Annotated in this window: 27 protein-coding genes; 15 read left to right on the top strand and 12 right to left on the bottom strand. The window is 62.5% G+C overall.

Translation table 11 applies throughout. From position 1 onward, the window contains the following. Positions 1-4: 4 nt before the first annotated feature. The 5 genes from NCS28_RS19120 to ehuB form a co-directional block, all read right to left on the bottom strand. The gene (locus NCS28_RS19120) at positions 5-1,564 is read right to left on the bottom strand and encodes an FAD-dependent oxidoreductase (RefSeq protein ID WP_250515328.1); all 1,560 of its coding nucleotides are present in this window, start codon (positions 1,562-1,564) and stop codon (positions 5-7) included. A gap of 76 nt (positions 1,565-1,640) precedes the next feature. Further along, complete coding sequence (gene ehuA / locus NCS28_RS19115; RefSeq protein WP_284505154.1) at positions 1,641-2,465, bottom strand: ectoine/hydroxyectoine ABC transporter ATP-binding protein EhuA; 825 nt, start codon at positions 2,463-2,465, stop codon at positions 1,641-1,643. A gap of 77 nt (positions 2,466-2,542) precedes the next feature. Then, the gene (ehuD, locus tag NCS28_RS19110) at positions 2,543-3,211 is read right to left on the bottom strand and encodes an ectoine/hydroxyectoine ABC transporter permease subunit EhuD (RefSeq protein WP_502801214.1); all 669 of its coding nucleotides are present in this window, start codon (positions 3,209-3,211) and stop codon (positions 2,543-2,545) included. Further along, positions 3,208-3,891, bottom strand: coding sequence for an ectoine/hydroxyectoine ABC transporter permease subunit EhuC (ehuC, locus tag NCS28_RS19105; protein WP_250515327.1), 684 nt, complete (start codon positions 3,889-3,891; stop codon positions 3,208-3,210). The genes ehuD and ehuC overlap by 4 nt, the downstream gene beginning before the upstream one ends. Before the next feature lie 50 nt (positions 3,892-3,941). Then, positions 3,942-4,796, bottom strand: coding sequence for an ectoine/hydroxyectoine ABC transporter substrate-binding protein EhuB (ehuB, locus tag NCS28_RS19100; RefSeq protein WP_250515326.1), 855 nt, complete (start codon positions 4,794-4,796; stop codon positions 3,942-3,944). 231 nt (positions 4,797-5,027) lie between these two features. Between ehuB and ehuR the strand changes: the two genes are divergently transcribed. The 9 genes from ehuR (at position 5,028) to NCS28_RS19055 (ending at position 14,702) form a co-directional block, all read left to right on the top strand. Then, the gene (ehuR, locus tag NCS28_RS19095; RefSeq protein WP_502801213.1) at positions 5,028-6,425 is read left to right on the top strand and encodes a MocR-like ectoine utilization transcription factor EhuR; all 1,398 of its coding nucleotides are present in this window, start codon (positions 5,028-5,030) and stop codon (positions 6,423-6,425) included. An 81-nt stretch (positions 6,426-6,506) separates the two neighbouring features. Beyond that, a complete protein-coding gene (eutB, locus tag NCS28_RS19090; protein ID WP_250515324.1) occupies positions 6,507-7,472 on the top strand; it encodes a hydroxyectoine utilization dehydratase EutB in 966 nt (321 codons plus the stop codon). 4 nt (positions 7,473-7,476) lie between these two features. Continuing rightward, positions 7,477-8,481, top strand: a complete 1,005-nt coding sequence (locus tag NCS28_RS19085) for a cyclodeaminase (RefSeq protein ID WP_250515323.1) — start codon at positions 7,477-7,479, stop codon at positions 8,479-8,481. An 11-nt stretch (positions 8,482-8,492) separates the two neighbouring features. Then, on the top strand, positions 8,493-9,707 hold the full coding sequence (gene doeA / locus NCS28_RS19080; protein WP_250515322.1) for an ectoine hydrolase DoeA: 1,215 nt from the start codon (positions 8,493-8,495) through the stop codon (positions 9,705-9,707). 4 nt (positions 9,708-9,711) lie between these two features. After that, complete coding sequence (gene doeB / locus NCS28_RS19075; RefSeq protein ID WP_250515321.1) at positions 9,712-10,734, top strand: N(2)-acetyl-L-2,4-diaminobutanoate deacetylase DoeB; 1,023 nt, start codon at positions 9,712-9,714, stop codon at positions 10,732-10,734. 4 nt (positions 10,735-10,738) lie between these two features. Continuing rightward, positions 10,739-11,218, top strand: coding sequence for an Lrp/AsnC family transcriptional regulator (locus NCS28_RS19070; RefSeq protein WP_250515538.1), 480 nt, complete (start codon positions 10,739-10,741; stop codon positions 11,216-11,218). A 224-nt stretch (positions 11,219-11,442) separates the two neighbouring features. Continuing rightward, positions 11,443-12,921: an NAD-dependent succinate-semialdehyde dehydrogenase gene (locus NCS28_RS19065; protein ID WP_250515320.1), complete on the top strand. Its 1,479-nt coding sequence runs from the start codon at positions 11,443-11,445 to the stop codon at positions 12,919-12,921. Between the two features lie 46 nt (positions 12,922-12,967). Further along, positions 12,968-14,386 (top strand): aspartate aminotransferase family protein, encoded by a 1,419-nt coding sequence (locus tag NCS28_RS19060; protein WP_250515319.1) that lies wholly within the window; start codon positions 12,968-12,970, stop codon positions 14,384-14,386. Positions 14,387-14,468: 82 nt separating this feature from the next. Beyond that, positions 14,469-14,702, top strand: coding sequence for a hypothetical protein (locus tag NCS28_RS19055; protein WP_250515318.1), 234 nt, complete (start codon positions 14,469-14,471; stop codon positions 14,700-14,702). 69 nt (positions 14,703-14,771) lie between these two features. Here the strand turns inward: NCS28_RS19055 and pqqA are convergent, their stop codons facing one another. Then, positions 14,772-14,846, bottom strand: a complete 75-nt coding sequence (gene pqqA, locus NCS28_RS19050; protein WP_008353049.1) for a pyrroloquinoline quinone precursor peptide PqqA — start codon at positions 14,844-14,846, stop codon at positions 14,772-14,774. Between the two features lie 224 nt (positions 14,847-15,070). Beyond that, on the bottom strand, positions 15,071-15,304 hold the full coding sequence (locus NCS28_RS19045) for a DUF2795 domain-containing protein (RefSeq protein ID WP_250515317.1): 234 nt from the start codon (positions 15,302-15,304) through the stop codon (positions 15,071-15,073). 120 nt (positions 15,305-15,424) lie between these two features. On the opposite strand from NCS28_RS19045, the gene NCS28_RS19040 reads away from it, so the two are divergent. Further along, complete coding sequence (locus NCS28_RS19040) at positions 15,425-15,661, top strand: hypothetical protein (RefSeq protein WP_250515316.1); 237 nt, start codon at positions 15,425-15,427, stop codon at positions 15,659-15,661. Positions 15,662-15,673: 12 nt separating this feature from the next. On the opposite strand, the gene NCS28_RS19035 is transcribed toward NCS28_RS19040, so the two are convergent. Further along, entirely contained in the window at positions 15,674-18,580 is a 2,907-nt protein-coding gene (locus NCS28_RS19035; protein ID WP_250515315.1) for a sensor domain-containing phosphodiesterase, read from the bottom strand. Positions 18,581-18,757: 177 nt separating this feature from the next. Further along, positions 18,758-19,816: a GlxA family transcriptional regulator gene (locus NCS28_RS19030; protein ID WP_250515314.1), complete on the bottom strand. Its 1,059-nt coding sequence runs from the start codon at positions 19,814-19,816 to the stop codon at positions 18,758-18,760. Between the two features lie 57 nt (positions 19,817-19,873). Here NCS28_RS19030 and NCS28_RS19025 point away from each other — a divergent pair, with 57 nt between their 5' ends. After that, positions 19,874-20,563 (top strand): DJ-1/PfpI family protein, encoded by a 690-nt coding sequence (locus NCS28_RS19025; protein ID WP_250515313.1) that lies wholly within the window; start codon positions 19,874-19,876, stop codon positions 20,561-20,563. A 57-nt stretch (positions 20,564-20,620) separates the two neighbouring features. On the opposite strand, the gene NCS28_RS19020 is transcribed toward NCS28_RS19025, so the two are convergent. Then, the gene (locus NCS28_RS19020; RefSeq protein WP_250515312.1) at positions 20,621-21,043 is read right to left on the bottom strand and encodes a GNAT family N-acetyltransferase; all 423 of its coding nucleotides are present in this window, start codon (positions 21,041-21,043) and stop codon (positions 20,621-20,623) included. A 10-nt stretch (positions 21,044-21,053) separates the two neighbouring features. Continuing rightward, a complete protein-coding gene (locus tag NCS28_RS19015) occupies positions 21,054-21,791 on the bottom strand; it encodes an ABC transporter substrate-binding protein (RefSeq protein WP_250515311.1) in 738 nt (245 codons plus the stop codon). Positions 21,792-21,880: 89 nt separating this feature from the next. Here NCS28_RS19015 and NCS28_RS19010 point away from each other — a divergent pair, with 89 nt between their 5' ends. From NCS28_RS19010 to NCS28_RS18995, 4 genes are all read left to right on the top strand, one after another. Continuing rightward, entirely contained in the window at positions 21,881-22,390 is a 510-nt protein-coding gene (locus NCS28_RS19010) for a cupin domain-containing protein (RefSeq protein WP_250515310.1), read from the top strand. Positions 22,391-22,439: 49 nt separating this feature from the next. After that, on the top strand, positions 22,440-23,222 hold the full coding sequence (locus tag NCS28_RS19005; RefSeq protein ID WP_250515309.1) for an IclR family transcriptional regulator: 783 nt from the start codon (positions 22,440-22,442) through the stop codon (positions 23,220-23,222). Between the two features lie 267 nt (positions 23,223-23,489). Beyond that, entirely contained in the window at positions 23,490-25,169 is a 1,680-nt protein-coding gene (locus tag NCS28_RS19000) for an FAD-dependent oxidoreductase (protein ID WP_250515308.1), read from the top strand. Positions 25,170-25,177: 8 nt separating this feature from the next. Further along, complete coding sequence (locus NCS28_RS18995; RefSeq protein WP_250515307.1) at positions 25,178-25,378, top strand: DUF2783 domain-containing protein; 201 nt, start codon at positions 25,178-25,180, stop codon at positions 25,376-25,378. On the opposite strand, the gene mobB is transcribed toward NCS28_RS18995, so the two are convergent. Next, complete coding sequence (gene mobB, locus NCS28_RS18990) at positions 25,375-25,899, bottom strand: molybdopterin-guanine dinucleotide biosynthesis protein B (protein ID WP_250515306.1); 525 nt, start codon at positions 25,897-25,899, stop codon at positions 25,375-25,377. The two genes, NCS28_RS18995 and mobB, sit on opposite strands and share 4 nt — an antisense overlap. Between the last annotated feature and the right edge of the window lie 19 nt (positions 25,900-25,918).

The following is a 25,918-nucleotide window of genomic DNA, read 5'->3' as shown; positions in this document are numbered from 1 at the left end:
TCGCTCACGCGTTCGCGATGCGCCGCGCGTCTTCCAACGTGAGCGGCTCGCGCATCGCTTCGGCGAGACGGCACACGGCGGTGTCGTGTTCGCATGCGACGATCGCGCCCACATGTCCATCCTTCAACAGGTAGGCGATGAAATGTTGCGCGTCGAGATCGCCATCTATTTCGATGCTGTCCGGCTTCTCGACATGCCCGAGATAGTCGAAGGTCTTCTCGTAGTGATAAGTCCAGAAGTAGGGCACGCCGGCATATTCGCGCGCGCTGCCCGCCATGTTATAGGCAGCTACACGGCCGTGCTGCTCCGCAACGCGCCAATGCTCGATGCGCACGCTTTGGTCCGAGCGCGGCAGGGGAAAGTGCGCGATATCGCCGGCGGCATATAACTCTGGCGCGGCGAGCATGGTTGCATCTACGTTGACGCTTCCATCATCCGCGAGCGCGATGCCCGATAGAAACGATGTCGCCGGCTCGACACCCGTGCCCGCGATCACGACATCGGCTATCACCTTTCCGCCCGAATCGAGGATCACTTCGCTGACCGCATCCTCGCCCGCGAATTCGCTGATGCGCGCATTCATATGGAACGTCACGCCGTGCTTCTCGTGCAGCGCCCTGAACATCTCGCCGATGCGCTCGCCGAACTGCTTAGCGAACGGCACCTTGCCCGGCGCGACCACGGTCACGTCGATATCGCGTTTCCGCAGACACGAAGCCACTTCGAGCCCGATGAAACTCGCCCCGACGATCACCACGTGCTTGCATCCTTCGAGCGATGCGAGGATCGCGCGTGCATCATAGCGCGTGCGCAAAAGATGTACGTGTTCGAGATTCGCGCCGGGAATGTCGAGCGGCTTCGGAACGCCGCCGGTGCACACGAGCGCGGCTTCGTAATCGATTGTCTGTCCGTTCGCGAGTTCGGCGCGCTTCTCGTTCGGATCGAGATGAACGGCCTGCGATTCGATGCGTTCGATATCGTGCTTCGCGAAGAAATCGTCGTCGAGCAGGGGAGGCACATCGTCGGGCGGCATGTCGCCTGCAAGCGTGAACTTGCTGAGCGACGTGCGATCGTAGGGCTCGCGCCCGTCTTCGCCCGCGAGCACGATGCGGCCTTCGAAGCCCGCTTCGCGCAACGCCGAGCACGCAGCCGCGCCCGCCGCGCCCGCGCCGACGATGAGCATGGTCCGGGTCGCGTTCGTCGGCTTCTTCGGCACGTCGCCGCTGTCGATTGCCTGCGCGGGCACGTACACGTCGCCGTCCTTGATCGTCGCTTCGTAACGCGTCAATGCTTTCAGCGGCGGTGGTTCGACGAGACTGCCGTCGCGCACTTCGAATGTCCCCTTGTGCCAGGGACAAACGATACGCCCGTTGCAGATCGCGCCTTCGTCGAGCGGGCCGCCCGCGTGGGGACATTGGGCAGTATAGGCCCGTACGTCGTCGCCATCGCGCACGAGCAGAATCGGGATTTCCTTCGCGTCGTCGTCGCCTTTCACGCATACGCGTGTGCCGCGCTCGATGGAAAGATCCTCAAAGCGCGCGACTTTATGCAGGGTGGGGGACATCGCACTCTCCGGTGGCTGAAGCATCAGGCCATGCGAAGAGCGCGAAGCAATTATCGGACCGCGACAAAACGCCTGATCAAAGCGCTTCCGTCACCGCGCGCAGAAACTGCCGCGTGCGCTCATGTTGCGGCGCGGAGAAGAACTGCTGCGGCGGCGCCTGCTCGATGATCTTGCCTTGCGAGAAGAAACACACGCGATCGGCGAAGTCCTTGGCGAAGCCCATCTGGTGCGTGACCATCAGCATCGTCAGGTTGTGCTCTTCGCCGAGCCGTCGAATCACGGTGAGCACTTCGCCGCACAATTCAGGGTCGAGCGCGGAGGTCACTTCGTCGAACAGCATGATCTTCGGGCGCATGGCGAGCGCGCGCGCAATCGCGACGCGCTGCTGCTGTCCGCCCGACAACTGCGACGGATAGTGATTGCACTTTTCCGAGAGGCCGACCATCGAAAGCAAGTCGCGCCCGCGCTCGGTCGCTTCCTTCTTCGACAAGCCGAGCACGCTCATCGGCGCTTCGATGACGTTCGCGAGCGCGCTCATGTGCGGGAACAGATTGAAGCTCTGAAACACCATGCCGATTTTGCTGCGCACCTGCCGAACGTGTCGCGGCGATGCGGGCACGAGCTTGCCGCCGCGCATCTCGTGCGTGAGCGGCTGACCGTCCACGTCGATGACGCCGTCGGTGAGCGGGTCCAGCGTCATCAGCACACGCAGGAGTGTTGACTTGCCCGAGCCGCTCGGCCCGATGATCGCCACCTTTTCGTTCGGCGCGACGTCGAGATCGAGGCCGTCGAGCACGGTGAGCGCGCCATAGCGCTTGGTGACATTGCGAAAGCGCACCATCGGCGTATTCGCGCTGGCGTCGGCCGCTGCGCCGAGCGCCGGGTCGAGATCTCGTTTCATCTGCTGCTCCTGGAGTTGCATTACCGTGCGCCGTCCGTCCAGCGGGGTCTGAGTGGTCGATACGCGAGGCTGCACGTTCATGGCAGCCTCACGCGCCGTTCGAGATGACGCACGCCCGAAGCGAACGTCACGCTGATGATGAGAAAGAAGATCCCGGTCATGGTGATCGGTTCGAGATAGCGGAATGTCTCGGAGCCGATGTTCTTCGCCTGCTGCATCAGTTCGACGACGGTGATCGCGGAGAGCACCGGCGTGTCCTTGAACATCGCGACGAGATAGTTGCCGAGCGCGGGAATCACCGGGCGTATCGCTTGCGGCAGAACCACGCCCGTGTACGTGCGCCACGGCGAGAGCGAAAGCGCGCACGATGCTTCCCACTGTCCGCGCGCGACGCCGTTGAGTCCCGCGCGATACACCTCGGACACATAGCACGCATAGTGCACGGCGATGCCGAGCGTGCCCGCCATCAGCGCGGACATCGTGAAGCCATAGAGCGGCGCGACATAGAAGAGCACGTAGACCTGAATCAGCAGCGGCGTGCTGCGAATGAACTCGATGAAGAACGCAGTCGTCTTCGCGAGCGGCGCGAATTCGCTGCGCCGCATGATCGCGAGCACGAGGCCGAGCACGAGCGCGATCGCGAACCCGACGAGCGTGATGCCGATCGTATAGATCGCCGCGCGCGCCAGTTCGGGCAGGATATGTAGCGCGTATTTCACATCGAAGAGTTGACCCAGCGATGTCATGATGCAGCCCCCGGAACCGTGCGGCGAACGGCGACATGACTGCTCACGCGCCGCTCGAACACACGCATGACCGCGACGATCGCCTGCGCCATCACGAAGTAGATGAGCAGCGTGAGCCCGAAGATTTCCGCGGTCTTGAAGGTCGCTTCGTCGAGTTGGCGCGCGCGGAACGTGAGGTCCGAGAGCGTGATCAGCGAGACGAGCGACGTGCCTTTCAGCAGCTCGATCATCAGGTTGGTCGCGGGCGGCAGCGCGTTGATCATCGCTTGCGGCAAGACGATGCGGCGCAGTCGCGCGGCCGCGGGCATGTTCAGCGCCAGCGCCGCTTCATACTGGCCGCCGGGCACCGAGCGCAGTGCGCCGCGCAGGATCTCCGAGCCATACGCGCCGTAGTGCAGCCCCAGACCGACGATCGCCACGGTGAAAGGCGTCAATTGCACGTCGAAGGGCGGCAGCGGTAGCACGAAGAAGAGCCAGAATAGTTGCACCAGCAACGACGTGCCGCGAAACACCTCGACATACACGTTGCCGGCCCAGCGCGCGGCGCGGTAGGGCGCGGCGCGCAACGCCGTTGCGACACCCGCCATGACGATCGCGAGCAGAATGCTGATGACGGCGATCTGGATCGTGACGAGCGTGCCCTTCATCATCAAAGGCAGAAGCTCATTGAGGTCACTCATGACGGTTCCTCGCAAATTGATGAATGCTGTGCGTCGCTATGAAAGCGTGCTCAACCGGCGCACAACTCCGGCGCTTTCTTGGTCGTCACGTTGGACTTGTCGAAGCCGAAGGGGGCGACCGTCTTCAGATGATCGTCGGTGCCGAGCCACTGATGCAGTTCTTTGTTGACGGTGTCGCGCAAATCCGCGTCTTCGGGGCGAAACGCGAGCGCGCCGTAGCCGGTGTGCTTCGGATCGTCGTTGAACTGGCTCAGAGCTTCGACCTGCGGGCCGCCTTTTTCGGCGAGACCCTTCATCGTCAATGCAGTGCCGACCGCCGCATCGGCGCGGCGCGCGCGCACGGCCTGCAATTGCGCCGTGGTGTCGGGAACCTGCAGGATTTGATCATCCTTGATGCCCGCCTGGCGCGCATAACCGAGTTCGGCCGTCCCTGCCATCACAGCAAGTTTCGTGTCCGGTTGCTTTGCGACATCGGCATAGCTATGCAGGCTCTTCGGATTGCCTTTCATGGTCAGCAGCGTATCGGGAATCTGGTATTGCGGATCGGCGAAGGCCACTTGCTTGCAGCGTTCCGGCGTGATGTACATGCCCGCCGCGATCACGTCGAAGCGCCCGGCCTTCAGGCCCGGGATCAGCGCGCCCCATTCGGTCAGCACCGCATCGACCTTCTTCACGCCGAGCTTGGCGAAGACCTTCTTCGCTATCTCGGGCGATTCGCCGGTCACGGTGCCATCGGGCGTCGTGTAGGCGAAGGGCGTTTCGTTTGCATAGCCGATGCGCACCTCGCCGGTGCGCTGAATGCGCTGCAACGTGGTTTCCGCGCTCGCGCTCGTGGCATAGGCGGCAAGGCTCGCTGCCGCGACGCACGCCGCTGCCAGCATTCCAGACAGTCGCTTCGTGTTCATATCGTTCCCGTAGTGATGGTTTTTCAAGCGTGGTCGAGTGGGCAATCCGATGGCGCGAATACGTGAGACACAGAGAAAACCCTTATTCCACCGGGCTTTTAACGCGCTCGCAGCGCAGCCACCGACGCAGAATACAAAGCCATATATTTGTTCCGATTGCTCTAGGACAATTATTTTCACGCGCGCTTTTGCGCCACTATTGCGCATGGAACAGGCATGCGAGGAGCAGACGTGAATGAAAGATGGCGCGACGCCGTGCGCACGGTGCAGGGTGTGCAGTCCAAATACAAGCGGCTCGTCAAGGCGATGGCCGCCGACATAGAAAGCGGCGCGCTCGCATCGGGCGAACGTTTGCCGCCGCAGCGCGAAGTCGCGGCGGATCTCGCGATCAGCGTGCAGACCGTGACCAACGCATACAAGGAACTCGAACGGCAAGGGCTGATTCGTTGCGAAGTCGGGCGCGGCAGCTTCGTGACCGCGCGCGTGACCGAGACGATGTCCCACTACATGCTCGATACGGCCGAACGTTCGGTGGTCGATTTTTCCATCGCGCGCATCGTGCATACGCCCGAGCACGACGCGATGTGGCGCAAGGTCTGCGCGACGTTATCGACCATCGAGGATCAGCCGTGGATTCGCGCATTCAGGCCGATTGCGGGCTTCGACAGTCATCGTCAGGCGGGCGTCGAATGGCTCGCGTCGCTCAACATGCCCGCGAAGGTGGAGACGCTGCTCGTCACCAATGGCGTCGCGCATAGCATCTTTCTGGCGCTGGCGAGCATCGTCGGGCCCGGCGATACGGTGCTATGCGAAAGCCTCACGGATCATGGCGTGATCGGCTCGGCGAACGTGCTGGGGTTTACGCTCAAGGGTCTTGAGATCGACGAGCACGGCATACGCCCCGAGCACTTCGAGGAGGTCTGCGACAGCGAACGCGTGAGTGCGCTCGTCTGCACGCCGACGCTGAACAATCCCACGGTCGCGCTGATGCCCGATTCGCGGCGCCGCGCGATTGCGCGCATCGCGGAGCGCTACGGGGTGTATGTGATCGAGGACGATGTCTACGGCGCGCTGCCCGCCAAGACGCAGACGCCCATCGCGAGCCTGATTCCCGAGTTGGCGTTCTACTGCACGAGCATGACCAAGTGCGTGCTGAGCGGTTTGCGAACCGGCTTCATGACGGTGCCGCGGCGTCTCGCATTGCGCGCGGAAAGCGTGTTGCGCGTGAGTTGCTGGATGGCGACATCGCCGATTGCGGAAGTCAGCGCACGCTGGATCATGGATGGCACCGCGCAACGTCTCGTGCAGATTCAGCGCGAGCGTCTTGCGGCACGCCAGAGCGTCGTGCGCGAAGTGCTCGGCGAGTATGTGCTCGGCAGTCATCCGAACGCGCTGTCGGTGTGGCTGCGCGTGCCCGACGAATGGGAAGCGGAACGCATCACGCGCGAGCTGCGCAATCGGAATATCGCGGTAACGTCGCCCGATCCGTTTCTCGTGCGCGGCGCGGACCGGCCCAATGCAGTGCGCCTATGCGTAGGCGCGGAAGTGGGCGAGAGCACGTTCCGCACGGCCGTGGAAACCATGCGCGAAGTCTTCGGGCAATACCCGCATGTGCACGACTTCAACTAAATGAACTAGGACAATCGAAAACGATTTTTTAGGACATTAGACTGAGTTGCATCGTTACCCGAACACGGCACTCAGTCACCCATGTCCGCACTCACGCTCGCCGATGTCTACCGCGCCCGCCAGCGCATCGAAGGCCGCGCGCTCGTCACGCCGCTGGTTCTTTCGCTGTCGCTGTCGCGCATCGCAGTCGTGCCGGTCCATCTGAAACTCGAAACGCTGCAACCCACGGGCAGCTTCAAATTGCGCGGCGCGGCCAATGCGCTCGCGCAACTCGTCGAGCAAGGATGCACGCGTGTCGTCACGGCATCCACGGGCAATCATGGCCGCGCGGTCGCGCACGCGGCGCGCGCGCTCGGCATCGAAGCGGCGGTGTGCATGTCGTCCCTCGTGCCGAAGAACAAGGTCGATGCGGTGGCCGCGCTCGGCGCGCGCGTCGTCATCGTCGGCAAGAGTCAGGACGATGCGCAGATCGAAGCGCAACGTCTCGTGCGCGAGGAAGCTTATGCATTCGTGCCGCCTTTCGACGACGAACGCGTGATCGCGGGACAGGCCACCATCGGCCTCGAAATTCTCGAAGCGCTGCCGGATACGGCGAGCATCGTCGTGCCGTTGTCGGGCGGCGGGCTCTTCAGCGGCATCGCGTTCGCGGCAAAGAACATTCGCCCCGGCGTGAAGCTGATCGGCGTGTCGATGCAACGCGGCGCCGCGATGCACGCGAGTCTCGCGGCGGGCAGGCCGGTCTTCGTCGACGAACTCGAGACGCTCGCCGATTCGCTCGGCGGCGGCATCGGCCTCGATAATCGGCACACGTTCGCGATGACGCGCGATCTCATCGACGATGTCGTGTTGCTCGATGAAGTGTCGATCGCGCGCGGCATCGTGCATGCGTATCGCGAAGAGCGGCTCGTCGTCGAAGGCGCGGCGGCGGTCGGCATCGCGGCGCTGCTCGATGGCGCGATTGCCGCGCAGGACGGGCCCATCGTGATCGTCGTGAGCGGCAGCAACATCGATATCGAAACGCATCGCCGCCTGATCGGAGCGGCCTGAACCCATGTCCAACATCGATACCTCCACCGTGCTGCTCGGCCAGGCGCAGTTGCGCAAGCTCGTGCCGCTCGACCTCGACGCGATCGGGCAAGTCGAAGCCGCGTTCAAATCGCTCGCGACCGAAGCCGTGGCGATGCCGCCCATCCTGCGTCTCGACATTCCCGAGCACGCGGGCGAAGTCGATGTAAAAACCGCTTATTTGCCGCGCTTTTCGAGCTTCGCGATCAAAGTCAGCCCGGGCTTCTTCAACAATCCGTCGCTCGGATTGCCGAGCTTGAACGGGCTGATGCTGGTGCTATCGGCGCACACGGGTCTTACCGAAGCCGTGTTGCTCGATAACGGTTACCTCACTGCGGTGCGTACCGCGGCCGCGGGTGCGGTCGCGTCACGCTGGCTCGCGCGCAAGGATGCGAAGCGCGTAGCGATCATCGGCGCGGGCGAGCAGGCGCGTCTGCAATTGAAGGCGTTGCGTCTCGTGCGCGACGTCGAGCATGTAACGGTATGGGCGCGCGATGCCGAAAGCGCGCATCGATTCGCGCGTGACTGCGAAGACTTGCCGTGCGACGTGGCCGACAGCGTTCATCAAGCGCTCAAGCATGCGGATATCGCCATCACGACGACGCCGAGCCGAGAGCCCTTGATTCATGCGCGCGATCTGCATCCCGGCCTGCACATCACGGCGATGGGTTCCGATGCCGAGCACAAGAACGAGATCGCACCCGATGTCTTCACGAAAGCGCGTTATGTATGCGACCGCTTGCAGCAAGTGCGCGTGCTGGGCGAACTGCATCACGCGATAGAAAGCGGCGTGATCGATGCGGATGCTTCCTTCGCGGAACTCGGCGAAGTCATCGCGCAGAAGGCACAAGGGCGCGCAAACGACGACGATATCACCGTGTGCGATCTGACCGGCACCGGCGCACAGGACACCGCGATCGCAACGCTTGCCGTCCAGCGTGCGCGGGCGAGCCAGGCAGGAACCATTTTCCGCAACGATGTGACCGCTTGATAGAGGGGACGATGTCCGAATTCATGCAAGAGAGGGGGCAGGCGCCCGTGGTACGTCTGCCGTTCGAGCGCGGCGAGTACGACGCGCGCATCGCGAAGACGCGGCGTGCGATGGAGAAGGCGGGCATCGATCTGCTGATCGTGACCGATCCGACCAACATGGCATGGCTCACCGGCTACGACGGCTGGTCGTTCTACGTGCATCAATGCGTGCTGCTCGCGATGGATGGCGACCCGGTCTGGTACGGCCGCGGCCAGGACGCGAACGGCGCGAAGCGTACGGTGTTCATGTCGCACGACGATATCGTAGGGTATCCTGATCATTACGTGCAGTCGCCGGTGCGTCATCCGATGGATTACCTGTCGACCGAAGTGATCGCGGCGCGCGGCTGGAACAAGAAGCGCATCGGCGTGGAGATGGACAACTACTACTTCAGCGCGAAGGCGTATGCGTCGTTGACGCAACATCTGCCGGACGCGAAGTTCGTCGATGCCACCGCGCTCGTCAACTGGCAGCGCGCCGTGAAGTCGCCGCGCGAGATCGAATACATGCGTGTCGCGGCGCGTATCGTCGAGAGGATGCATGCGCGCATTCTCGACAAGGTCGTGCCGGGCATGAAGAAGAGCGATCTCGTCGCGCAGATCTATGAGGCGGGCATTACCGGCGCCGATGGCTATGGCGGCGACTATCCCGCGATCGTGCCGCTGTTGCCGACCGGTTCCGACGCCGCCGCGCCGCACCTCACATGGGACGACTCGGCCTTCACCGCGAACGCGGGCACGTTCTTCGAAATCGCCGGATGCTTCAGGCGTTATCACTGCCCGCTCTCGCGCACGGTGTATCTCGGCAAGCCGCCGCAGCATTTCATCGAAGGCGAGAAGGCGGTTGTCGAAGGCATCGAAGCGGGCCTTGCTATGGCGAAGCCGGGCAACAAGACCGAGGACATCGCCAATGCGTTCTTCGCCGTGCTGCGCAAGTTCGGCATCGATAAGGATAGCCGTTGCGGTTATCCGATCGGCGCGAGCTATCCGCCCGACTGGGGCGAGCGCACGATGAGTTTGCGTCCCGGGGACAAGACCGTCCTCGAACCCGGCATGACGTTCCACTTCATGCCGGGCCTGTGGCTCGACGACTGGGGCCTCGAAATCACGGAGAGCATCCTGATTACGGACACCGGCGTCGAGACCTTCTGCAACACGCCTCGCAAATTGTTCGTGAAGGAGTAGCACGATGCGCGCGTCACCGATCAGCCCGACCGTCGACTTCGACGCCGATGGAGAACAGCACGGCTTCTTGAAGCTGCCGTATTCGCGCAACGATTCGGCGTGGGGCGCCGTGATGATTCCGGTCACGGTAATCAAGCGCGGCGACGGGCCGACGGCGTTGCTCACGGGCGGCAATCACGGCGACGAATACGAAGGGCCGATCGCGCTGGCGAAGCTCGCATCGACACTCAAGGCGAGCGACGTGAATGGCCGCGTGATTATCGTGCCGTTCATGAACTATCCCGCGTTTCGCGCGGGCTCGCGCACATCGCCGATCGATGCGGGCAACCTGAATCGCAGCTTTCCCGGCAAGCCGGACGGCACGGTGACGGAGAAGATCGCGGACTACTTCCAGCGTCATCTGTTGCCGCTCGCCGATTACGTGCTCGATATCCACGCGGGCGGCCGCACGCTCGACTTCCTGCCGTTCGCGGCGATACACGTGCTGAACGACGGGACGCAGCAATCGCGTTGCGAAGCCGCGATGCGCGCGTTCGGCGCGCCGTATTCGATGCGCATGCTGGAGCTCGATAGCATCGGTCTCTATGACAGCGCGGCGGAGGAGGCGGGCAAGGTGTTCGTATCGACGGAACTGGGTGGTGGGGGCTCATCGACCGCAAAGAGCGTCGCGGTTGCGCAACGCGGCGTGCACGGCTTTCTTGCGTATGCGGGCATCCTTGAGAAGGACGTGACGCGCGGGCAAGCGCGCACGACGACGCTGCTCGACATGCCGGATGGCTCCTGCTACACGACGAGCGAACATGCGGGCCTGCTCGAAATGTGTCGCGATCTCGGCGATATGGTGAAAGCGGGCGACGTTCTCGCTCGTGTGTATGACATCGCGCGAACGGGCGCGGCGCCGGTGGAATATCGCGCGAAGCGTGACGGGTTGCTGGCGGCGCGGCATTTTCCGGGCCTCGTGCAAACGGGCGATACCGTGGCCGTGGTCGCGGATATCGTCGAACGCAACATTGCCGTGAGCGTGTGATTTGATCAAGCTCGACCGCTACGATCTGGCTATCCTGCGCATTCTTGCGCGGGATGGGCGCATTACGAAATCGCGTCTTGCTGAAGAGGTCAATTTGTCGATCTCGCCGGCGTGGGAGCGTGTCAAGAAACTCGAAGACAGTGGGCTTATCAAGGGTTATCGGGCGGATATCGATTGGACGGCTGCGTTCAAGGGCAGCCGCATCGTCGTGGAGGTGACGCTTTCGCGTCATACTGCGCAGGATATGCGGCGGTTCGAGGAACGTGTTTCCTCTGCTTCCGAAATTGTGCAGTGTTATGCCACCGGCGGTGGAGTGGATTATGTGCTGCACGTCGTGGCGCGGGATATCGATCACTATCAGCGGTTCATCGATTCGCTGCTCGTCGAGGAGTTGGGGATCGAGAGGTACTTTACTTATATCGTCACTAAGGTTGTAAAGGACTTGGCTGAGGGGCCGCCGGGATGGGCTGATGATGTAGTGTGATGTTTTTTGTTGTTGTTGAATTCTGTAGTGTTGCTAATAAACCGACAAGAATACGCGTTTCCCGGGAGCCCGAGCACCCAAAAAATCCGCAAACGCTCTCAAACCCAAACAGAAAAAACACCAACCCTCCCCCGCGAAAACAAAAAAACCCTCGCCCACACGCCCCATAAACTAGAAGCATCGAATCAACCAAGCGAACACACGCTGTGAGCAAGGAGACAAACATGCTGCTAGGTCATCCCGTTCTATTCAAATCGCTTTGTTATATCGACGGCCGCTGGGTCCATAGCGACAGCGCAGCGTCGATCGCAGTGACCAATCCCGCGGATCAAAAAGTTATCGGGCACGTCCCGATGCTCGAGCAATCGCAAATCAAAAAAGCAATCGACGCCGCCGACCGTGCATTCCAATCCTGGCGCTGGATGCCGCAGCAAAAGCGCAGCGCGCTGCTCTTGCGCTGGCATGAGCTCATCATGCGTCATCAGTCCGACCTCGCGGGTATTCTGTCGCTCGAACAAGGCAAGCCGATAGCCGAATCCAAAGGCGAAATCGCATATGCAGCAAGTTTCATCGAATGGTTCGCGAACGAAGCGAAGCGTCTGACGGGCCGCACCATTCCCACGCATATCGACGGCGCGCATCTCGGCACGTTGATGGAGCCGGTCGGCGTCGCCGCGCTCATCACGCCGTGGAATTTCCCCGTCGCGATGATCACGCGCAAGGCCGCCGCCGCCATCGCAGCGGGCTGCACCGCCGTCGTGAAACCCGCGCACGAAACGCCGTTCTCCGCGATCGCGCTTGCGCAACTCGCCGAAGAAGCCGGCTTTCCGCCGGGCGTGTTCAACGTCGTCATCGGCGAACCGCAAATGGCGATGGAAACGCTCGTCAGCGATACGCGTGTGCGCGCCGTGAGCTTCACGGGTTCGACGCGCGTCGGCGGTCTCGTCGCGAAGACGGCGGCGCAGGCGGGCATCAAGAAGCTCGCGCTGGAACTGGGCGGCAATGCGCCTTTCATCGTGACGGAAGATGCGGACCTGGAACACGCCGTGCGCGTCGCGGTGGGCGCGAAGTTTCAGACGTCGGGTCAGGATTGCTGTGCTGCAAATCGCATTCTCGTCGCGCGTCCGCTCTATGAACGATTCGTCGAACGCTATACGGAAGCGGTAAAAGCGCTGAAAGTGGGAACGGCATTCGAAGCCGATGTCGATGTCGGCCCGCTCATGCATCAGGCCGCATTCGATGCGACCGTCGCGCGTATCGAAGATGCGAAAGCGCAAGGCGCGCGCATCACCGTGGGCGGCAATGCGCATGCGCTCGGCGGCTGGTTTTATGAACCGACCGTCGTCGCCGATGCCAAACCAGGCATGCGCATCTACGACGAAGAGAACTTCGCGCCGATCTCCGCGATTTCCCCGTTCGATACGCTCGACGAAGCCGTCACACGCGCGAACGACACCGAGTACGGCCTCGCCGCATACGTCTGCGCGACGCGCATCGATTCGATCTTCCAGCTCGTGCGTCGACTCGACTTCGCGATGGTGTCGGTCAACGGTGTGAAGTTCACCGGCGCGCCGATTCCATTCGGCGGCATGAAAGCATCGGGTCTCGGCCGCGAAGGCGGCGCGGAAGGCTTCGAGCCCTTCGTCGAAACGAAATACTTTTGCCTCGGCAATCTAGGCCTGCCGCTCACGAGCGCGGCCTGAAAGAACTATCCTCAAAGACACGCATCATCGAATCAAGGAGAAGCATATGACCCAGCAGAATCAATCGCTCGAACAATTGTTCGCCGAGGACCGCGCGCACTTCATGCATCCCTCCACGCATGCGCACGATCATGCGAGCGGCGCGCTGCCCGGCAAGATCGTCACGGGCGCAAAGGGCATCCGCATTCAGGATCATCAGGGCAAAAGTTATATCGATGCGTTCGCGGGACTCTATTGCGTGAACATCGGTTATGGCCGCACAGAAGTCGCGGAAGCGATCTATGAGCAGGCGAAAAAGCTCGCGTATTACCACACGTATGTCGGTCACTCGACGGATGCGATCATCGAATTGTCATCGCGCATCATCGACTGGTCGCCTGAAGGCATGAAGAAAGTGTACTTCGGCATGTCGGGCTCGGATGCGAACGAAACGCAAATCAAGATCGTCTGGTATTACAACAATGTTCTCGGCCGTCCGAACAAGAAGAAGATCATTTCGCGCGAGCGCGGTTATCACGGTTCGGGCATCGTGACGGGCAGCCTCACGGGATTGCCAAGCTTTCATCAGAACTTCGATCTGCCGATCGAACGCGTGAAGCATACGGTTTGCCCGCACTGGTATCGCAAGGCGCCGGCCGGCATGAGCGAAGCGCAATTCACTGCGTATTGCGTGGAAGAGTTGGAAAAGTTGATCGCGAAGGAAGGCGCGGATACGATCGCCGCGTTCATCGCCGAACCGGTGATGGGCACGGGCGGTATCGTCGCGCCGCCGCAAGGCTATTGGGAGGCGATCCAGGATGTGCTCAAGAAGCACGACATTCTCCTGATTTCCGACGAAGTCGTGTGCGGCTTCGGCCGTCTCGGCTCGAAAATGGGTGCGCAGCACTTCGGCATCAAGCCGGATCTCATCACCGTCGCGAAGGGTCTGACGAGCGCGTATGCGCCGCTGTCGGGCGTGATCGTCGGCGAGAAGGTGTGGGACGTGATCGACAAGGGTTCGCAGGAATTCGGTCCGATGGGCCACGGCTGGACCTATTCGGGCCATCCGATCTGCGCGGCCGCGGCCATCGCCAATCTGGATATTCTCGAACGCGAGAACCTCACGCAGAACGCCGCCGATGTCGGCGCTTATCTTCAGCAGCAATTGCACACCGCATTCGATGCGCATCCGCTCGTCGGTGAAGTGCGTGGCGTGGGCATGCTCGCGGCGCTCGAATTCATGGCCGACAAGGACGCCCGTACGCCCTTCGATGCCGCGCTGAAGGTCGGTCCGAAGGTATCGGCGGCGGCGCTCGAACGCGGCGTGATCGCGCGTGCGATGCCGCATGGCGACATCCTCGGCTTCGCGCCGCCGCTCGTCACGACGCGTGCGGAAGCGGCCGAAATCGTCGGCATCGTGAAACAAGCGGTGGATGCGGTGGCGAACGAAGTTATCGGCTCGGCGCTGTCGACGCAAGCGATCTAACTTTCAGTGTTGGTACATGGGCGTGGAAGTGGTACGCGCGTTGCTTAACTAACCTCGATCTATTGACTGAAGGAGGCTGACGATGACCGATACCGAAGACAAGCGTCACGAGCAACCGCATTCCGCGCCCAATCCGAATGCGGCGGAGAAAGAACCGGAGAATCGCCGTCTGGATCAGCACCCGCATCAGACAGCGGAAGTGCCGTATGGATCCGGCAGTGCGCCCGAGGTTGCGGGCAAGGGCGGTTTCGATGACGACAACGCGGCTGTTCCCGATCCCGCGAACAAACATACCGAACCGTTGCCGCGCAAATAGCGACCTGACTGATACGCCTCAAAAACAAAACGGCCATTTTTATGGCCGTTTCGTCATTTGCGCCTTACTTTAGCGTGTGGCGATATACATCGTGATTTCAAAGCCAAAACGCATGTCGGTAAAACTCGGGGTTTCCCACTTCATAGAGCCTCCTTGTGCATGACTGGCCAGACGGATGCCGGGCCATTGCGCGGTTCAACTGCTGCGGGCGCCGTGCAAATTCGCGCATCCCAAAGCGACGCACTTTAATCCTAGCGCGATAACGTGTACTACACGATTGGAAATTGCACCGGCGTTCATTTAATTTATTTATAGCGATGAGGGAATACCCGGATCCAATGATCAGATAGTTTGGGAAAGCGCACATATCACTCCGCACGCATTGCCTCGCGCAGCACCGCATCCGTGCTGTCGAAGGTATGGTCCGTCATCTTGTTCAGCACGGCCATCACTTCGCCGTCCGCTCCATTGCTTTTTGCAAGCGCAAGGATTTTTTGCTTGCCCATCGGATAGTCGGCGCCCTTCAGCGCGCGTGCGATTTCTTGCGGCGGCGGCTCGTCCGGATGCCGATGATACTGCGAATGCGCGGGATGCTGTGCCATTTGAGCCTCCTTTCCGATTCAACGATAACGCTTACGAATCAGCAACGTGCGTTCCCGTCGTCGGGCGCGCTTGATGCTGTCCTGTGGCCACGATCAACGAAAAGAGAGGCAGGGCGCAACATGACAATCGCAGCAGACCGCGTGTCCGATACCGAAATCAAGGTCGGCGACACCATTTATACCTTCGACGCGAAGGCCACCGCCGACGGCTTTCAGCAATGCCTCGGCAACGACACGGTCGAAACGTGCGCGAAGAATCACGCGCCCGTTTCGACGCGCGCCGCGTTCGATGAAAGCGGCGAGCCGAAGGGCGAACCAGGCAGCATCATCTCGCCGTCGCTGGGCGGCATGCCTTGATGCGTGATGCGCTCATAGCGCCGCGCTCGCCGTCGTCGAGCGCGGCGCAAGCGATGCGCGCGTGAGCGCGTCCAGCGGCAGCGGCTTGTCGAAGAAATAGCCTTGCGCTTGCGCGGCGCCCATGTCGCGCAGCACGGCGAGCGTGGCCGCGTCCTCGACGCCTTCTGCGACGAGCGTCAGATCGAGCGATTCGGCCATGCGCACGATCGCGCGCACGATTGCACGGCTGCGCGGACTTTCGGTCAGTTCGAGAATGAACGACTTGTCGATCTTCAGTCCGGTGAACTGATACTGGTGCACATAACTGAGCGACGAAAAGCCCGCGCCGAAATCATCGAGCACGACGGACATGCCGTTGTCCGCAAGCCGCTGCATCGTGCGGCGTGCGAGCGCGGGTTCGGCGACGAGCGCGCCTTCGGTCAATTCGAGGCACACGCGCGACGGCGACACGCGATAACGCCGCAATAACGCGAGCACGTCGTCGGCGAATTCCGGGCGCGTCATGCTGTAGCTCGAGCAGTTCACATGCACCGGCGGCCAGTGCGCGAAATGCGCGTTGGAAAGAATGGCGGCGACGCGCTCGAGCATGTAGAGATCGAGCCGGCCGATAAGCCTCAAGCCTTCCACCGAAGGCAGAAATTCGCCCGGCCCGACGAGGCGGCCATCGGGCTGACGCCAGCGAATCAATGCTTCCAGTGCGACGACTTCACCGCTCTTCACATCGACGATAGGCTGAAAGTAGGGCACCAGTTCATCGTCGCGTTTGATCGCGTTGCGCAGCGCGCCTTCGCGTTCCACTTGGTCCGACACCTCGCGTCGCAGTTCCTGATTGAACACGACGAAGCTATCGCGGCCAGCGTTCTTCACGCGATACATCGCGGTATCGGCATCGCGCAATAGATCGGCGGGCTCGGTATGAAACTGACTGTCCGCACTCACGATGCCGATGCTGCACGACGAAAACACGACATGCTCTTCGATATGAAACGGCAGATCGAACGCGGCGAGAATGCGCTTCGCGATCGCTACCGCATCGCGTACGTATGCATTCGGCGACAGCACGGCGAATTCATCGCCCCCTAGACGCGCGAGCAGATCGGTCGAACGCAAACAGTCACGCAGGCGCGCAGCGGCTTGCACGAGCAGCATGTCGCCGAAATGATGACCGAGACTGTCGTTCACGACCTTGAAGCGATCGAGGTCGATGAACATCACCGAAAGCTGGTCGCCGCGCGTCTGATAGTCGTGCCATGCGCAGCGCAGCCTCTGCATCAGGTGGCTGCGATTGGGCAGGCCCGTCAATGAATCGTGCGAGTTTTCGTAGAGAAGGCGCGCGTTGACATCGTCGAGTTCGCGCGTGCGAGCCTGCACGCGTGCTTCGAGTTCGAGGTTCGCGGCATGCAGCGCTTCGGCATCGCGACGACGTGAGAGCGCGGTGTCGATATGACGCGACACGAAGGTGAGCAACTCCTGATCGCGCAGCGAATAGCGCACGAGCGGCGAATAGCTTTGCACGGCGAGCACGCCTCGCACGACGTCGCCATCGAAGAGCGGAATGCCGAGCCATGAACGCAGGCGCACTTCGCGATGCTCGATCTCGAACGCGCCTTCTTCGATGAGACGCAGCGCTTCCGAATGATCGATGAGCCGCGGGCGCCGCTCGTTTATCACGTATTCGGTGAGGCCGCGTTGACCGCGTCGTGGCGCGGGGCGCTCCTGCACGATCTCGTCGACGTAATACGGGAACGACACTTCGCCCGTTTCCGTTTCGAAGAGCGCGATATAAAAATTGCGCGCATAGAGCAGCTCGCCGACGATGCCATGCAGGCTGCGAAAAAACTCCATCATGTCGCCCGGACGGCTCGACAGTTCGGCGATCTGATAAAGCGCCGCCTGCAAGTGCTCGGATCGCTCGCGCTCCGCGATGCCGTGACGCAGCGCCGCGTTGAGCTTCGACAATTCGGAGGTGCGCCGCGCGACCTGCTCTTCGAGATCGGCGCGGTGCAGGATACGGTCGAGCGCCATCGCCACATGGCGTGCGACGACGAGAAAGAGCGCGCGGTCCTCGGCGGTATAGATGCGCGATACGTCGTAGACCTGCATCGCGAGCATGCCGAACACTTCGTCGCTGGCGTTCTTGAGCGGTGCGCCCATCCAGAACTCGGGGCGATCGCCGATGCAATAGAAGCGGCCCGCGCGCTCGGCCGCGCAGATATCCGCGGCGGTGATGAAAAGCGGTTGCCCGCTCGTGAGCACCTGGCCCGTCATCGACAGGCGCGCCGGATTCAGGATGTCGTAGTTCTCGGCCGCGACGACATCGGTATCGATCACATCGACGTAATACGGATACGTGATCTTGCCCGACTTGCGATCGTAGAGCGCGAGATAAAAGTTCTCGGCGTCGATGAGCGTGCCGAGCCGTTCATGCACGCCGCGCAGAAAATCGGCGCGCTCGGGCACCGAGCTCGCGAGGTACGCGATTTCATAGAGCACGCGTTGCGTGAGTTGCGCGCGCGCGAGAGCGTCGGCCTGCACGCGCTCGCCGAGCGTGCGCGCGAGTTCGGCGAGATGCGCGTCGTCGCGATGCGTGACGGGGGCAAGCAGCCAGCCGAGCACGCTTTCGCCGCGGCCGGTCGGCCAGCAGTGCCAGCCTTGCGCGGCGCAGAATTCGGCGAGACGTTCGTCCGCGATGCTGTGCGGCCATGCTTGCGCGCCGGGCAGCGGTGCATCGCCGCGCCGCTCCAGATGCAACTGCTCGCCCGCGCGATACCACGCCCACTGCTGCGGGCAGCCCGTCGCCGCGGCATCGCGCAGCAAAGCGTCGATCGGTGGCGCGACGCTGGCATCGGTCGCCACGGCTGCAGAATCGACCGCGGTTGCGCGGGCAACCTGCGCGTCGTACGCGGGAAACACACTCATCGGCGCTCCAGGCCATGTTGTCGCCACGGCGGGCGGTTCTCGTTCGGCGACTGCGCTCGCACGCCGCCTGGGGGCGCGCGTCTCAAGCAAACGTTCTAAATGGGGTAACGGCAGCGAGCATACAGGCTTGAGTATGGAGGACAAAAAAAGCCGCCACGCCCGCACGCGCGCGGGCATTCATGCCGGATGCGCAACGTCGGCGCGGTCGTGTCCGGTAAATCTCTCCCGATAAGCCTGCGGCGTCACGCCGAGTGAACGCAAAAAACCGCGGCGCATCGTTTCTTCGGTGCCGAAGCCGCAACGCGCGGCGACGCGCTTGACGGGCAGCGCAGTATCGCCGAGCAAACGCCGCGCAGCTTCGAGCCGCATGCGCTCGATCGAGCGCGCCGGCGTCGTGCCGGTCTGCGCGCGGTAATGGCGCACGAAGCTGCGCTCGCTCATGCCGACGCGCGCGGCGAGCACGCCGACCGACAAATCCGCCGCCAGATTTTCGGCGATCCACGCATGCAGTTCGCCGAAGCGTTCGCCCGATTTTTGCAGCGACAGCGCCGCGCTGAATTGAGCCTGCCCACCGGGGCGCTTCAGGAACACGACGAGTTGACGCGCGACATCGAGCGCGAGCGTGCGCCCGAGATCGTCCTCGACGAGCGCGAGCGACAGATCGATGCCCGCCGTGACGCCGGCGGACGTCCATACATCGCCGTCGCGGATGAAGATGGGGTCGGGCTCGACGTGGACCGAAGGAAAGCGCGTGGCGAGTTCCGCGCAGCGCGTCCAGTGCGTGACGGCGCGGCGGTCGTTCAGCAGGCCCGCCGCCGCGAGCAGGAACGCGCCGGTGCAGACCGACGCGGTGCGCCGCGCATGCGCCGAACGCGCCCGCACCCAGTCGACCAGTTCGCGATCACGCACCGCTTCGTGCACGCCCCATCCGCCCGCGACGATCAGCGTGTCGCACGCTTCGTCCGCTTCGGGCAGCACATCGCCGACGAGCCCCAGTCCTGCCGACGCGCTGACCGTGCCGCTTCGCGAGACGACGCGCGGACGATACGGTGGCGGCAAGCCCGCCGCCTTCGCGAGATCGTTCGCCGATGCGAACACCTGCAACGGACCGGCGACATCGAGCAATTGGACGTCGGGAAAGGCGAGCACGTCGATTGTGCGTGGAGCGTCGGCGGTCATGGCGGTCTCCCGAAAGCAAATTGGCGGAAAAGGTGGGTCGTGTGTCAACTTCGCCATAGCGTAGCGGCGTAGCATCCATTCGTCTATTGCATTCCATCGACCAAGGAGAAGACGATGACGCTACACATCGGCCTGTTGCTGTTCCCGCGCGTGCAGCAACTCGACATGACCGGGCCCTACGACGTTTTCGCATCCATGCCCGACGTGAAGGTGCATCTCGTCTGGAAAACGAGCGAGCCGGTGCAATCGAGCGCCGGCATGATCCTGACGCCAGACGCGACTTACGCCGATTGCCCCGCGCTCGACGTGATATGCGTGCCGGGCGGATCGGGCGTCGGCGATCTGATGGAAGACGAGGAGACGCTCGCCTTTCTTCGCAGGCAGGCGGCGAATGCGCGTTATGTGACGTCGGTGTGCACCGGATCGCTCGTGCTCGGCGCGGCGGGCCTGCTGCGCGGCAAGCGCGCGACGACGCACTGGGCGTATCACGAACTGCTCTCGGAACTAGGCGCCATTCCGGTGCGCGAGCGCGTGGTGCGCGACGGCAATGTTTTCACTGGCGGCGGCATCACGGCGGGGATCGATTTCGCGTTGACGCTCGCGGCGGAACTCGTCGGCGAGCATGAGGCGCAGGCGATTCAGCTGCAGATGGAATACGCGCCGGCGCCGCCGTTCGACGCGGGCGATCCGGCGCACGCGCCCGCGGCCGTCGTCAGCGATGTGCGCGAGCGTTGCGCGCCATCGCTGGCGGCGCGCGGCGCGATCACGGCGCGTGCCGGGGAGCGACTCAAACTGAATGCTTAATACAAAACGCGTCATGCAAGATGGTTCAATGCATGCGTAATGCAAAACGCCGGATGATCAGAAGCGCTTTTGCATGAAATAGCGCGGCTGGCCGGCATGGAAATCGGCAAGCTCGCCGAAGGTCTCATAACCGCAGCGCGCGTAGAGTGCGCGCGCCGCGGGGTTGACCGTGTCGAGCCACGCGGCACGGCAGCCGCGCTTTCTCGCCTCGTTTTCGGCGGCTTCCAGCGCGCGTGCGCCGAGTCCGGCGCCGCGCGCGTCCTCGCGTATCCACAGCCATTTCACGAAGAGCCAGTCCCATGCGGTGTAGCCCGCGATCCCGCCGACAAAATCGTCGTCGCGATACAGCGACACGGCGAGATCGCGCTGCTGGCTCGGCCCGAGTCGCGCGCGATTGAATGCCGCGAGGCCGCCCGCGACGTCCTCCTCGAAGCTCGCGTCGATCCAGTCCGTGACCGTGAGGGTGATGTCCGCGCTCATAAATGATCGCTCAACCCTGCGCGGCCGGCGCCACCGATGCGCCCTTGATGCCGTGCCGCGCGAGCGCGTCGGCGACGAAGCCCGAGCGCTTTATGTCCTCGACGAATTCGCTCAGATAGCGCGCCGCTTCATCGCCGCGAGTCTTCGACAAGCCCATCGCCTGCTGGATCACCATGAAACGTCCGTCGAGCAGACGCAAGCCGGGCGCGCGCGCCGCATCGGCTTCGAGTTGCTGTTTCACCCCCGCCGCGACTTCGAGGTTATCGCGCAGGAATTCATCGACCACGGTTTGCGACAACGCCGTGCGCACGATCTGCGCATGCTTGATCTCGCGCGTGAGAAAGAGATCGTATGCGCTGCCCTTGCCGACCATGATGCGGTTTCCCTCGCGATCGACATCCTCGTTGCGCGTGAGTGGCGACGCATCGCGCACGAGATAGCAGCCTTCGATCAGCACGTAAGGTGCGGTGAACGAAATCCCCGCGCCGCGCAGGGGATCGATCGCGAAGAAGCCGATATCGGCGCCTTCGTTCGTGACCGTTTCGACGGACTCCGCGGCCCTATCGAACGAGGTGAACGACACAGGCACGCCGAGCCGCGATGCGAACTCACGCGCGATATCCACCGATACGCCGCCCGGCTCGCCGGTGTCGGTTCGGTGCGCGAGAATCGGATTGCCGAGATTGATCGATGCGCGTAGCGCGCCCGTCGGCACGAAGGCGTTCAGCAAGGAAGAGGAAAGAGTCATGGCGTCCGTCGATTGAATGAAGGGAAGGATTCACACGAGCAATCCGATGCAGAATACGCGAACCGCAACCGCTCTGGTAAAGGAACGACATGCAACATACACGCATCGACAGCCGGGAATTGATCGCGCGTCTGAAGCTCGAACCGCATCCTGAAGGCGGATTCTTCCGCGAGACGTATCGCGCGAGCGATAACGTCATACGCGAAAACGAAGGCGAAACGCGCTCGGCATCGACCGCGATCTATTTTCTGTTGTGCGATGGCGCGTATTCCGCATGGCATCGCATCCGCTCGGATGAAGTCTGGCATTTCTATGCAGGCGATCCGGTCGACGTGCATGTGCTCGATGCAAACGGCACGCTCCTCACGCATCGTCTCGGCAACGCGCTCGAGCATGCGGATGCGGTGTTTCAGGCGGTCGTGAAGGCAGGCGACTGGTTCGCCGCCGCATGTCACGATGAAGAAGGCGCGGCGCTCGTCGGCTGCACGGTCGCGCCGGGCTTCGAGTTCAGCGAGTTCGAACTCGCTGCGCCCGGTACGCTGGAAGCACGCTATGCGCAACATCGCGAACTGATCGCCAGGCTAGGCCCCAAGCCGTGACGATGCGGTTATCATCGCGCGCATCATCGACAACAATACAAGGTCAGGCATGAGCGCAGTGCGCCGCGGGATTCAATCGATCGAAGTCGGGGGCGCGCTCTTGCGTGCGCTGGTGGATCACGGCGGCCCGATGCTGCTCGGCGATCTCGCCAGGAAGGCGGGCATGCCGTCGGCCAAGGCGCATCCGTATCTCGTGTCGTACGGCAATCTCGGCCTGATTCAACAGGACGCCGCCACGGGCCGATACGAGCTCGGGCCGTTCGCGTTGCAAATGGGGCTGATCAGCCTGCAGCGCGTCGATCCGGTGCGTCTTGCGATCGCGGAAGTCGCCAACATGACGCCGCGCATCGAGCATACGGTCGCGCTCGCGAGCGCGGGCAGCTATGGACCGACCATCGTTCATATTCAACAGGCGAGCGTGCCCATTCACGTGACGATGCGCACGGGCACGGTGATGTCGCTGCTGCAGACTGCGACGGGCCGCGCGTTCGCCGCCTATCTGCCGCCGATGACCGTCGATGCGCTCGTCGCGATCGAGCGTGCGGGCGCGTTGCAGATCGGCGCCGCGCGTCGCGACTACACGCGTGCGCAGATCGATGCGATGCTCGCCGAAGTGCGCGAGCATGACATCGCGAGAGCGATCGACGAACCGGTCGCCGGCATCAGCGCGATCAGCGCGCCGGTGTTCGACCATACGCGCAATATCGTGCTCGCAATCACGGCGATCGGACCGAGCGGCTCGTTCGATGGCGCGTGGGATGGCGACATTGCGAACGCGCTACACGCTTGTGCTCAACGCGTATCGAAGATGCTGGGCTTTGTCGGCGTCTGATTTTTTCGGTGCGGTCCGAAAGGGTCCTTCGTACGTGCTTCTTTTCCCTATGGGCTTTTTCGCTGGAACGCCTTTTCTTGTTTGCTTGTTCTTTGGCTAGCGCAAAGAAAGTGACTGCCGTCCCACGCAGGGGAAGCCAGCGCACGGCCCAAACATACGGGTAAACCTAAGTTAAACACTGTAAAACGACTTGTACAATGATGAACAGATAACCAGAAGCGAAGCGATTCGCGAGTCGACAAAAGGCTCGACGATGGAGACGATCGAATGTCCGTGAACTACGCCAGTCTGCGTTTCAAATACGAGCGCGCGCCCGATCACGATGCGCCCGCGTCCTCGCCTTATCCCGTTGCCGTGATCGGTGCGGGCCCGGTCGGCCTCGCGACGGCCATCGACCTCGCGCAGCAAGGCGTGCGCACCGTGCTGCTCGACAACGACGACACCGTATCGACCGGCTCGCGCGCCATCTGCTTCGCCAAGCGCACACTCGAAATTTTCGATCGACTCGGCTGCGGCGAGAGGATGATCGAGAAGGGCGTGAGCTGGAATGTCGGCAAGGTGTTCTTGCACGACGAGCTCGTCTACACGTTCAATCTATTGCCCGAAACGGGGCACGCGCGGCCCGCGTTCATCAACTTGCAGCAGTACTACGTCGAGAGCTTTCTCGCCGAACGCGCGATGGAGTTGGAGCAACTGCAATTGCGCTGGAAGAGCAATGTGACCGGCCTGACGCAACATGACGATCACGTCGAATTGCACGTCGACACGCCGGACGGCAACTATTCGCTCAAGGCGCAGTATGTCGTTGCCGCCGACGGCTCCCGCAGCGCGATGCGCAAACTCCTCGATCTCGACAGCCACGGCCGCACCTTCAAGGACCGCTTCCTGATCGCCGACGTAAAGATGAAGGCGCCGTTTCCGACCGAACGCTGGTTCTGGTTCGACCCGCCGTTTCATCGGAATCAGTCGGTGCTACTGCATCGTCAGCCGGATAATGTATGGCGCATCGATTTTCAGCTCGGCTGGGACGCGGACCCCGTCGCGGAGAAAGCGCCCGAGCGTGTGATTCCGCGCGTGAAGGCGCTGCTCGGCGAAGACGCCGAATTCGAACTGGAATGGGTGAGCGTGTACACGTTCTCGTGCCTGCGCATGGATAGCTTCAGGCATGGGCGCATCATTTTCGCGGGCGATTCGGCGCACGGTGTGTCGCCGTTCGGCGCGCGCGGCGCGAACAGCGGCGTGCAGGACGCGGACAATCTTGCGTGGAAGCTGAAGCTCGTCGTGAACGGCGATGCACCGCACACGCTGCTCGATACCTACGCATCCGAGCGCGAATACGCCGCCGACGAAAACATCCTCAACTCGACACGCGCCACCGACTTCATCACGCCGAAGAGCGCGGTATCACGCCTCTTTCGCGATGCGACGCTCGATCTCGCGAAGGATTGCGCATTCGCGCGGCGCATGGCGAACAGCGGGCGTCTTTCGGTGCCCGCGGTGCTGCGCGATTCGGCGCTCAATACACCCGACGCGGACGGCGACGCCTTCGATTGCGCGATGATGCCCGGCGCGCCGTGCGTGGATGCTCCCGTGCGCGTAAGTGACCGCGATGCGTGGCTCTTGCCTCAGACGCATGGCGGCGCGTTCACGGGCATCTATTTCTGTGGACTGGGTCACGGTCCCGAAGTCTGCGCGCAAAGTCTCGCCGCGTTGTCGAACGCGCCGTTGCCAGTGCGTGCGCTGATCGTCGTGCCGCGAGGCATGAACTGCACGGTGCCGGGCGTGACCGTGATCGAAGACATGGAAGGCGTGGTCGCGCATCGCTTCGACGCACGGCCCGGCACCTTCTATCTGCTGCGTCCCGATCAACACGTTTGCGCGCGCTGGCGTGCCTTCGATGCCGCATCGGTCGTGGCCGCGGTCAAACGTGCAACCTGCAACGGATGACGAATCGTATGAAGCTCAATCTCGAACTGAATATCGCGGATCACGATGCGTTTTACGAACGCCTCATCGACACGCACAACGGGCTCTCCGACGAGGCGAGCCACATGCTCAACGCGAAGCTCGTGCTGCTGCTCGCGAACCATATCGGCGATAACGACGTATTGAAAGAAGCGCTGGCGATGGCGCGTCACGGCCTCGACGCGAGCTAGTCTTTCAGCGCGATACCCACGCGCTCGCAGATGAACGCGCCGATGCCCGCGATGTCGTTCAAATCGAGCACCGGCAAGTTCGATTCGATCGCGGCGGCATCATCGGTTGCAATTGCGACTATCTCCACGTCGCTCTTGTAGAGCGGATCGCGGCCCGCCGAGGGCCGCACGACTTCGAGCCGCGGCATCGCTTCACGAGCGAATCCTTCCACGATCACGAGGTCCGCGTGCGACAAGCGCGCAGCCAACTCGGCAATCGGCGGCTCGGCGTCGCCGTTCAGTTCACGCACGATCGCATACCGGTAGGGTGACGCGATCAGCACTTCCCCTGCGCCCGCGCGGCGAAAGCGCGCACTGTCCTTGCCCGGCGGCTCCAGTTCGATCGAGTGATGACTATGCTTGATGACGTTGACCGTGAGGCCGCGTGCGCGCAGCCATGGCAGCAGCGCTTCGATCAATGTGGTCTTGCCCTGGCCCGAGCGGCCCGCGATGCCGAAGAGCGGCGGATGACGCGAATTCATGCGTATGGTCGACTGATTG

Origin of the sequence: Caballeronia sp. INDeC2 (assembly GCF_023631325.1) — a bacterium.
GTDB lineage: Bacteria > Pseudomonadota > Gammaproteobacteria > Burkholderiales > Burkholderiaceae > Caballeronia.
Note: the sequence above shows the minus strand (reverse complement) of the source record. Positions and strands in the feature narration are given on the sequence as shown.

What these genes read in the sequence shown, in the direction of transcription:
- ehuB (WP_250515326.1), bottom strand. Translation starts at nt 4,796, where the DNA reads ATGAACACGAAGCGACTGTCTGGAATGCTGGCAGCGGCGTGCGTCGCG.
- NCS28_RS19065 (WP_250515320.1), top strand. Translation starts at nt 11,443, where the DNA reads ATGCTGCTAGGTCATCCCGTTCTATTCAAATCGCTTTGTTATATCGAC.
- doeB (WP_250515321.1), top strand. Translation starts at nt 9,712, where the DNA reads ATGCGCGCGTCACCGATCAGCCCGACCGTCGACTTCGACGCCGATGGA.
- ehuC (WP_250515327.1), bottom strand. Translation starts at nt 3,891, where the DNA reads ATGAGTGACCTCAATGAGCTTCTGCCTTTGATGATGAAGGGCACGCTC.
- ehuA (WP_284505154.1), bottom strand. Translation starts at nt 2,465, where the DNA reads ATGAAACGAGATCTCGACCCGGCGCTCGGCGCAGCGGCCGACGCCAGC.
- NCS28_RS19035 (WP_250515315.1), bottom strand. Translation starts at nt 18,580, where the DNA reads ATGAGTGTGTTTCCCGCGTACGACGCGCAGGTTGCCCGCGCAACCGCG.
- NCS28_RS19040 (WP_250515316.1), top strand. Translation starts at nt 15,425, where the DNA reads ATGACAATCGCAGCAGACCGCGTGTCCGATACCGAAATCAAGGTCGGC.
- NCS28_RS19055 (WP_250515318.1), top strand. Translation starts at nt 14,469, where the DNA reads ATGACCGATACCGAAGACAAGCGTCACGAGCAACCGCATTCCGCGCCC.
- doeA (WP_250515322.1), top strand. Translation starts at nt 8,493, where the DNA reads ATGTCCGAATTCATGCAAGAGAGGGGGCAGGCGCCCGTGGTACGTCTG.
- NCS28_RS19020 (WP_250515312.1), bottom strand. Translation starts at nt 21,043, where the DNA reads ATGAGCGCGGACATCACCCTCACGGTCACGGACTGGATCGACGCGAGC.
- NCS28_RS19000 (WP_250515308.1), top strand. Translation starts at nt 23,490, where the DNA reads ATGTCCGTGAACTACGCCAGTCTGCGTTTCAAATACGAGCGCGCGCCC.
- NCS28_RS18995 (WP_250515307.1), top strand. Translation starts at nt 25,178, where the DNA reads ATGAAGCTCAATCTCGAACTGAATATCGCGGATCACGATGCGTTTTAC.
- NCS28_RS19045 (WP_250515317.1), bottom strand. Translation starts at nt 15,304, where the DNA reads ATGGCACAGCATCCCGCGCATTCGCAGTATCATCGGCATCCGGACGAG.
- eutB (WP_250515324.1), top strand. Translation starts at nt 6,507, where the DNA reads ATGTCCGCACTCACGCTCGCCGATGTCTACCGCGCCCGCCAGCGCATC.
- NCS28_RS19060 (WP_250515319.1), top strand. Translation starts at nt 12,968, where the DNA reads ATGACCCAGCAGAATCAATCGCTCGAACAATTGTTCGCCGAGGACCGC.
- NCS28_RS19085 (WP_250515323.1), top strand. Translation starts at nt 7,477, where the DNA reads ATGTCCAACATCGATACCTCCACCGTGCTGCTCGGCCAGGCGCAGTTG.
- NCS28_RS19120 (WP_250515328.1), bottom strand. Translation starts at nt 1,564, where the DNA reads ATGTCCCCCACCCTGCATAAAGTCGCGCGCTTTGAGGATCTTTCCATC.
- mobB (WP_250515306.1), bottom strand. Translation starts at nt 25,899, where the DNA reads ATGAATTCGCGTCATCCGCCGCTCTTCGGCATCGCGGGCCGCTCGGGC.
- ehuD (WP_502801214.1), bottom strand. Translation starts at nt 3,211, where the DNA reads ATGACATCGCTGGGTCAACTCTTCGATGTGAAATACGCGCTACATATC.
- NCS28_RS19030 (WP_250515314.1), bottom strand. Translation starts at nt 19,816, where the DNA reads ATGGCGAAGTTGACACACGACCCACCTTTTCCGCCAATTTGCTTTCGG.
- NCS28_RS19010 (WP_250515310.1), top strand. Translation starts at nt 21,881, where the DNA reads ATGCAACATACACGCATCGACAGCCGGGAATTGATCGCGCGTCTGAAG.
- NCS28_RS19005 (WP_250515309.1), top strand. Translation starts at nt 22,440, where the DNA reads ATGAGCGCAGTGCGCCGCGGGATTCAATCGATCGAAGTCGGGGGCGCG.
- NCS28_RS19025 (WP_250515313.1), top strand. Translation starts at nt 19,874, where the DNA reads ATGACGCTACACATCGGCCTGTTGCTGTTCCCGCGCGTGCAGCAACTC.
- NCS28_RS19015 (WP_250515311.1), bottom strand. Translation starts at nt 21,791, where the DNA reads ATGACTCTTTCCTCTTCCTTGCTGAACGCCTTCGTGCCGACGGGCGCG.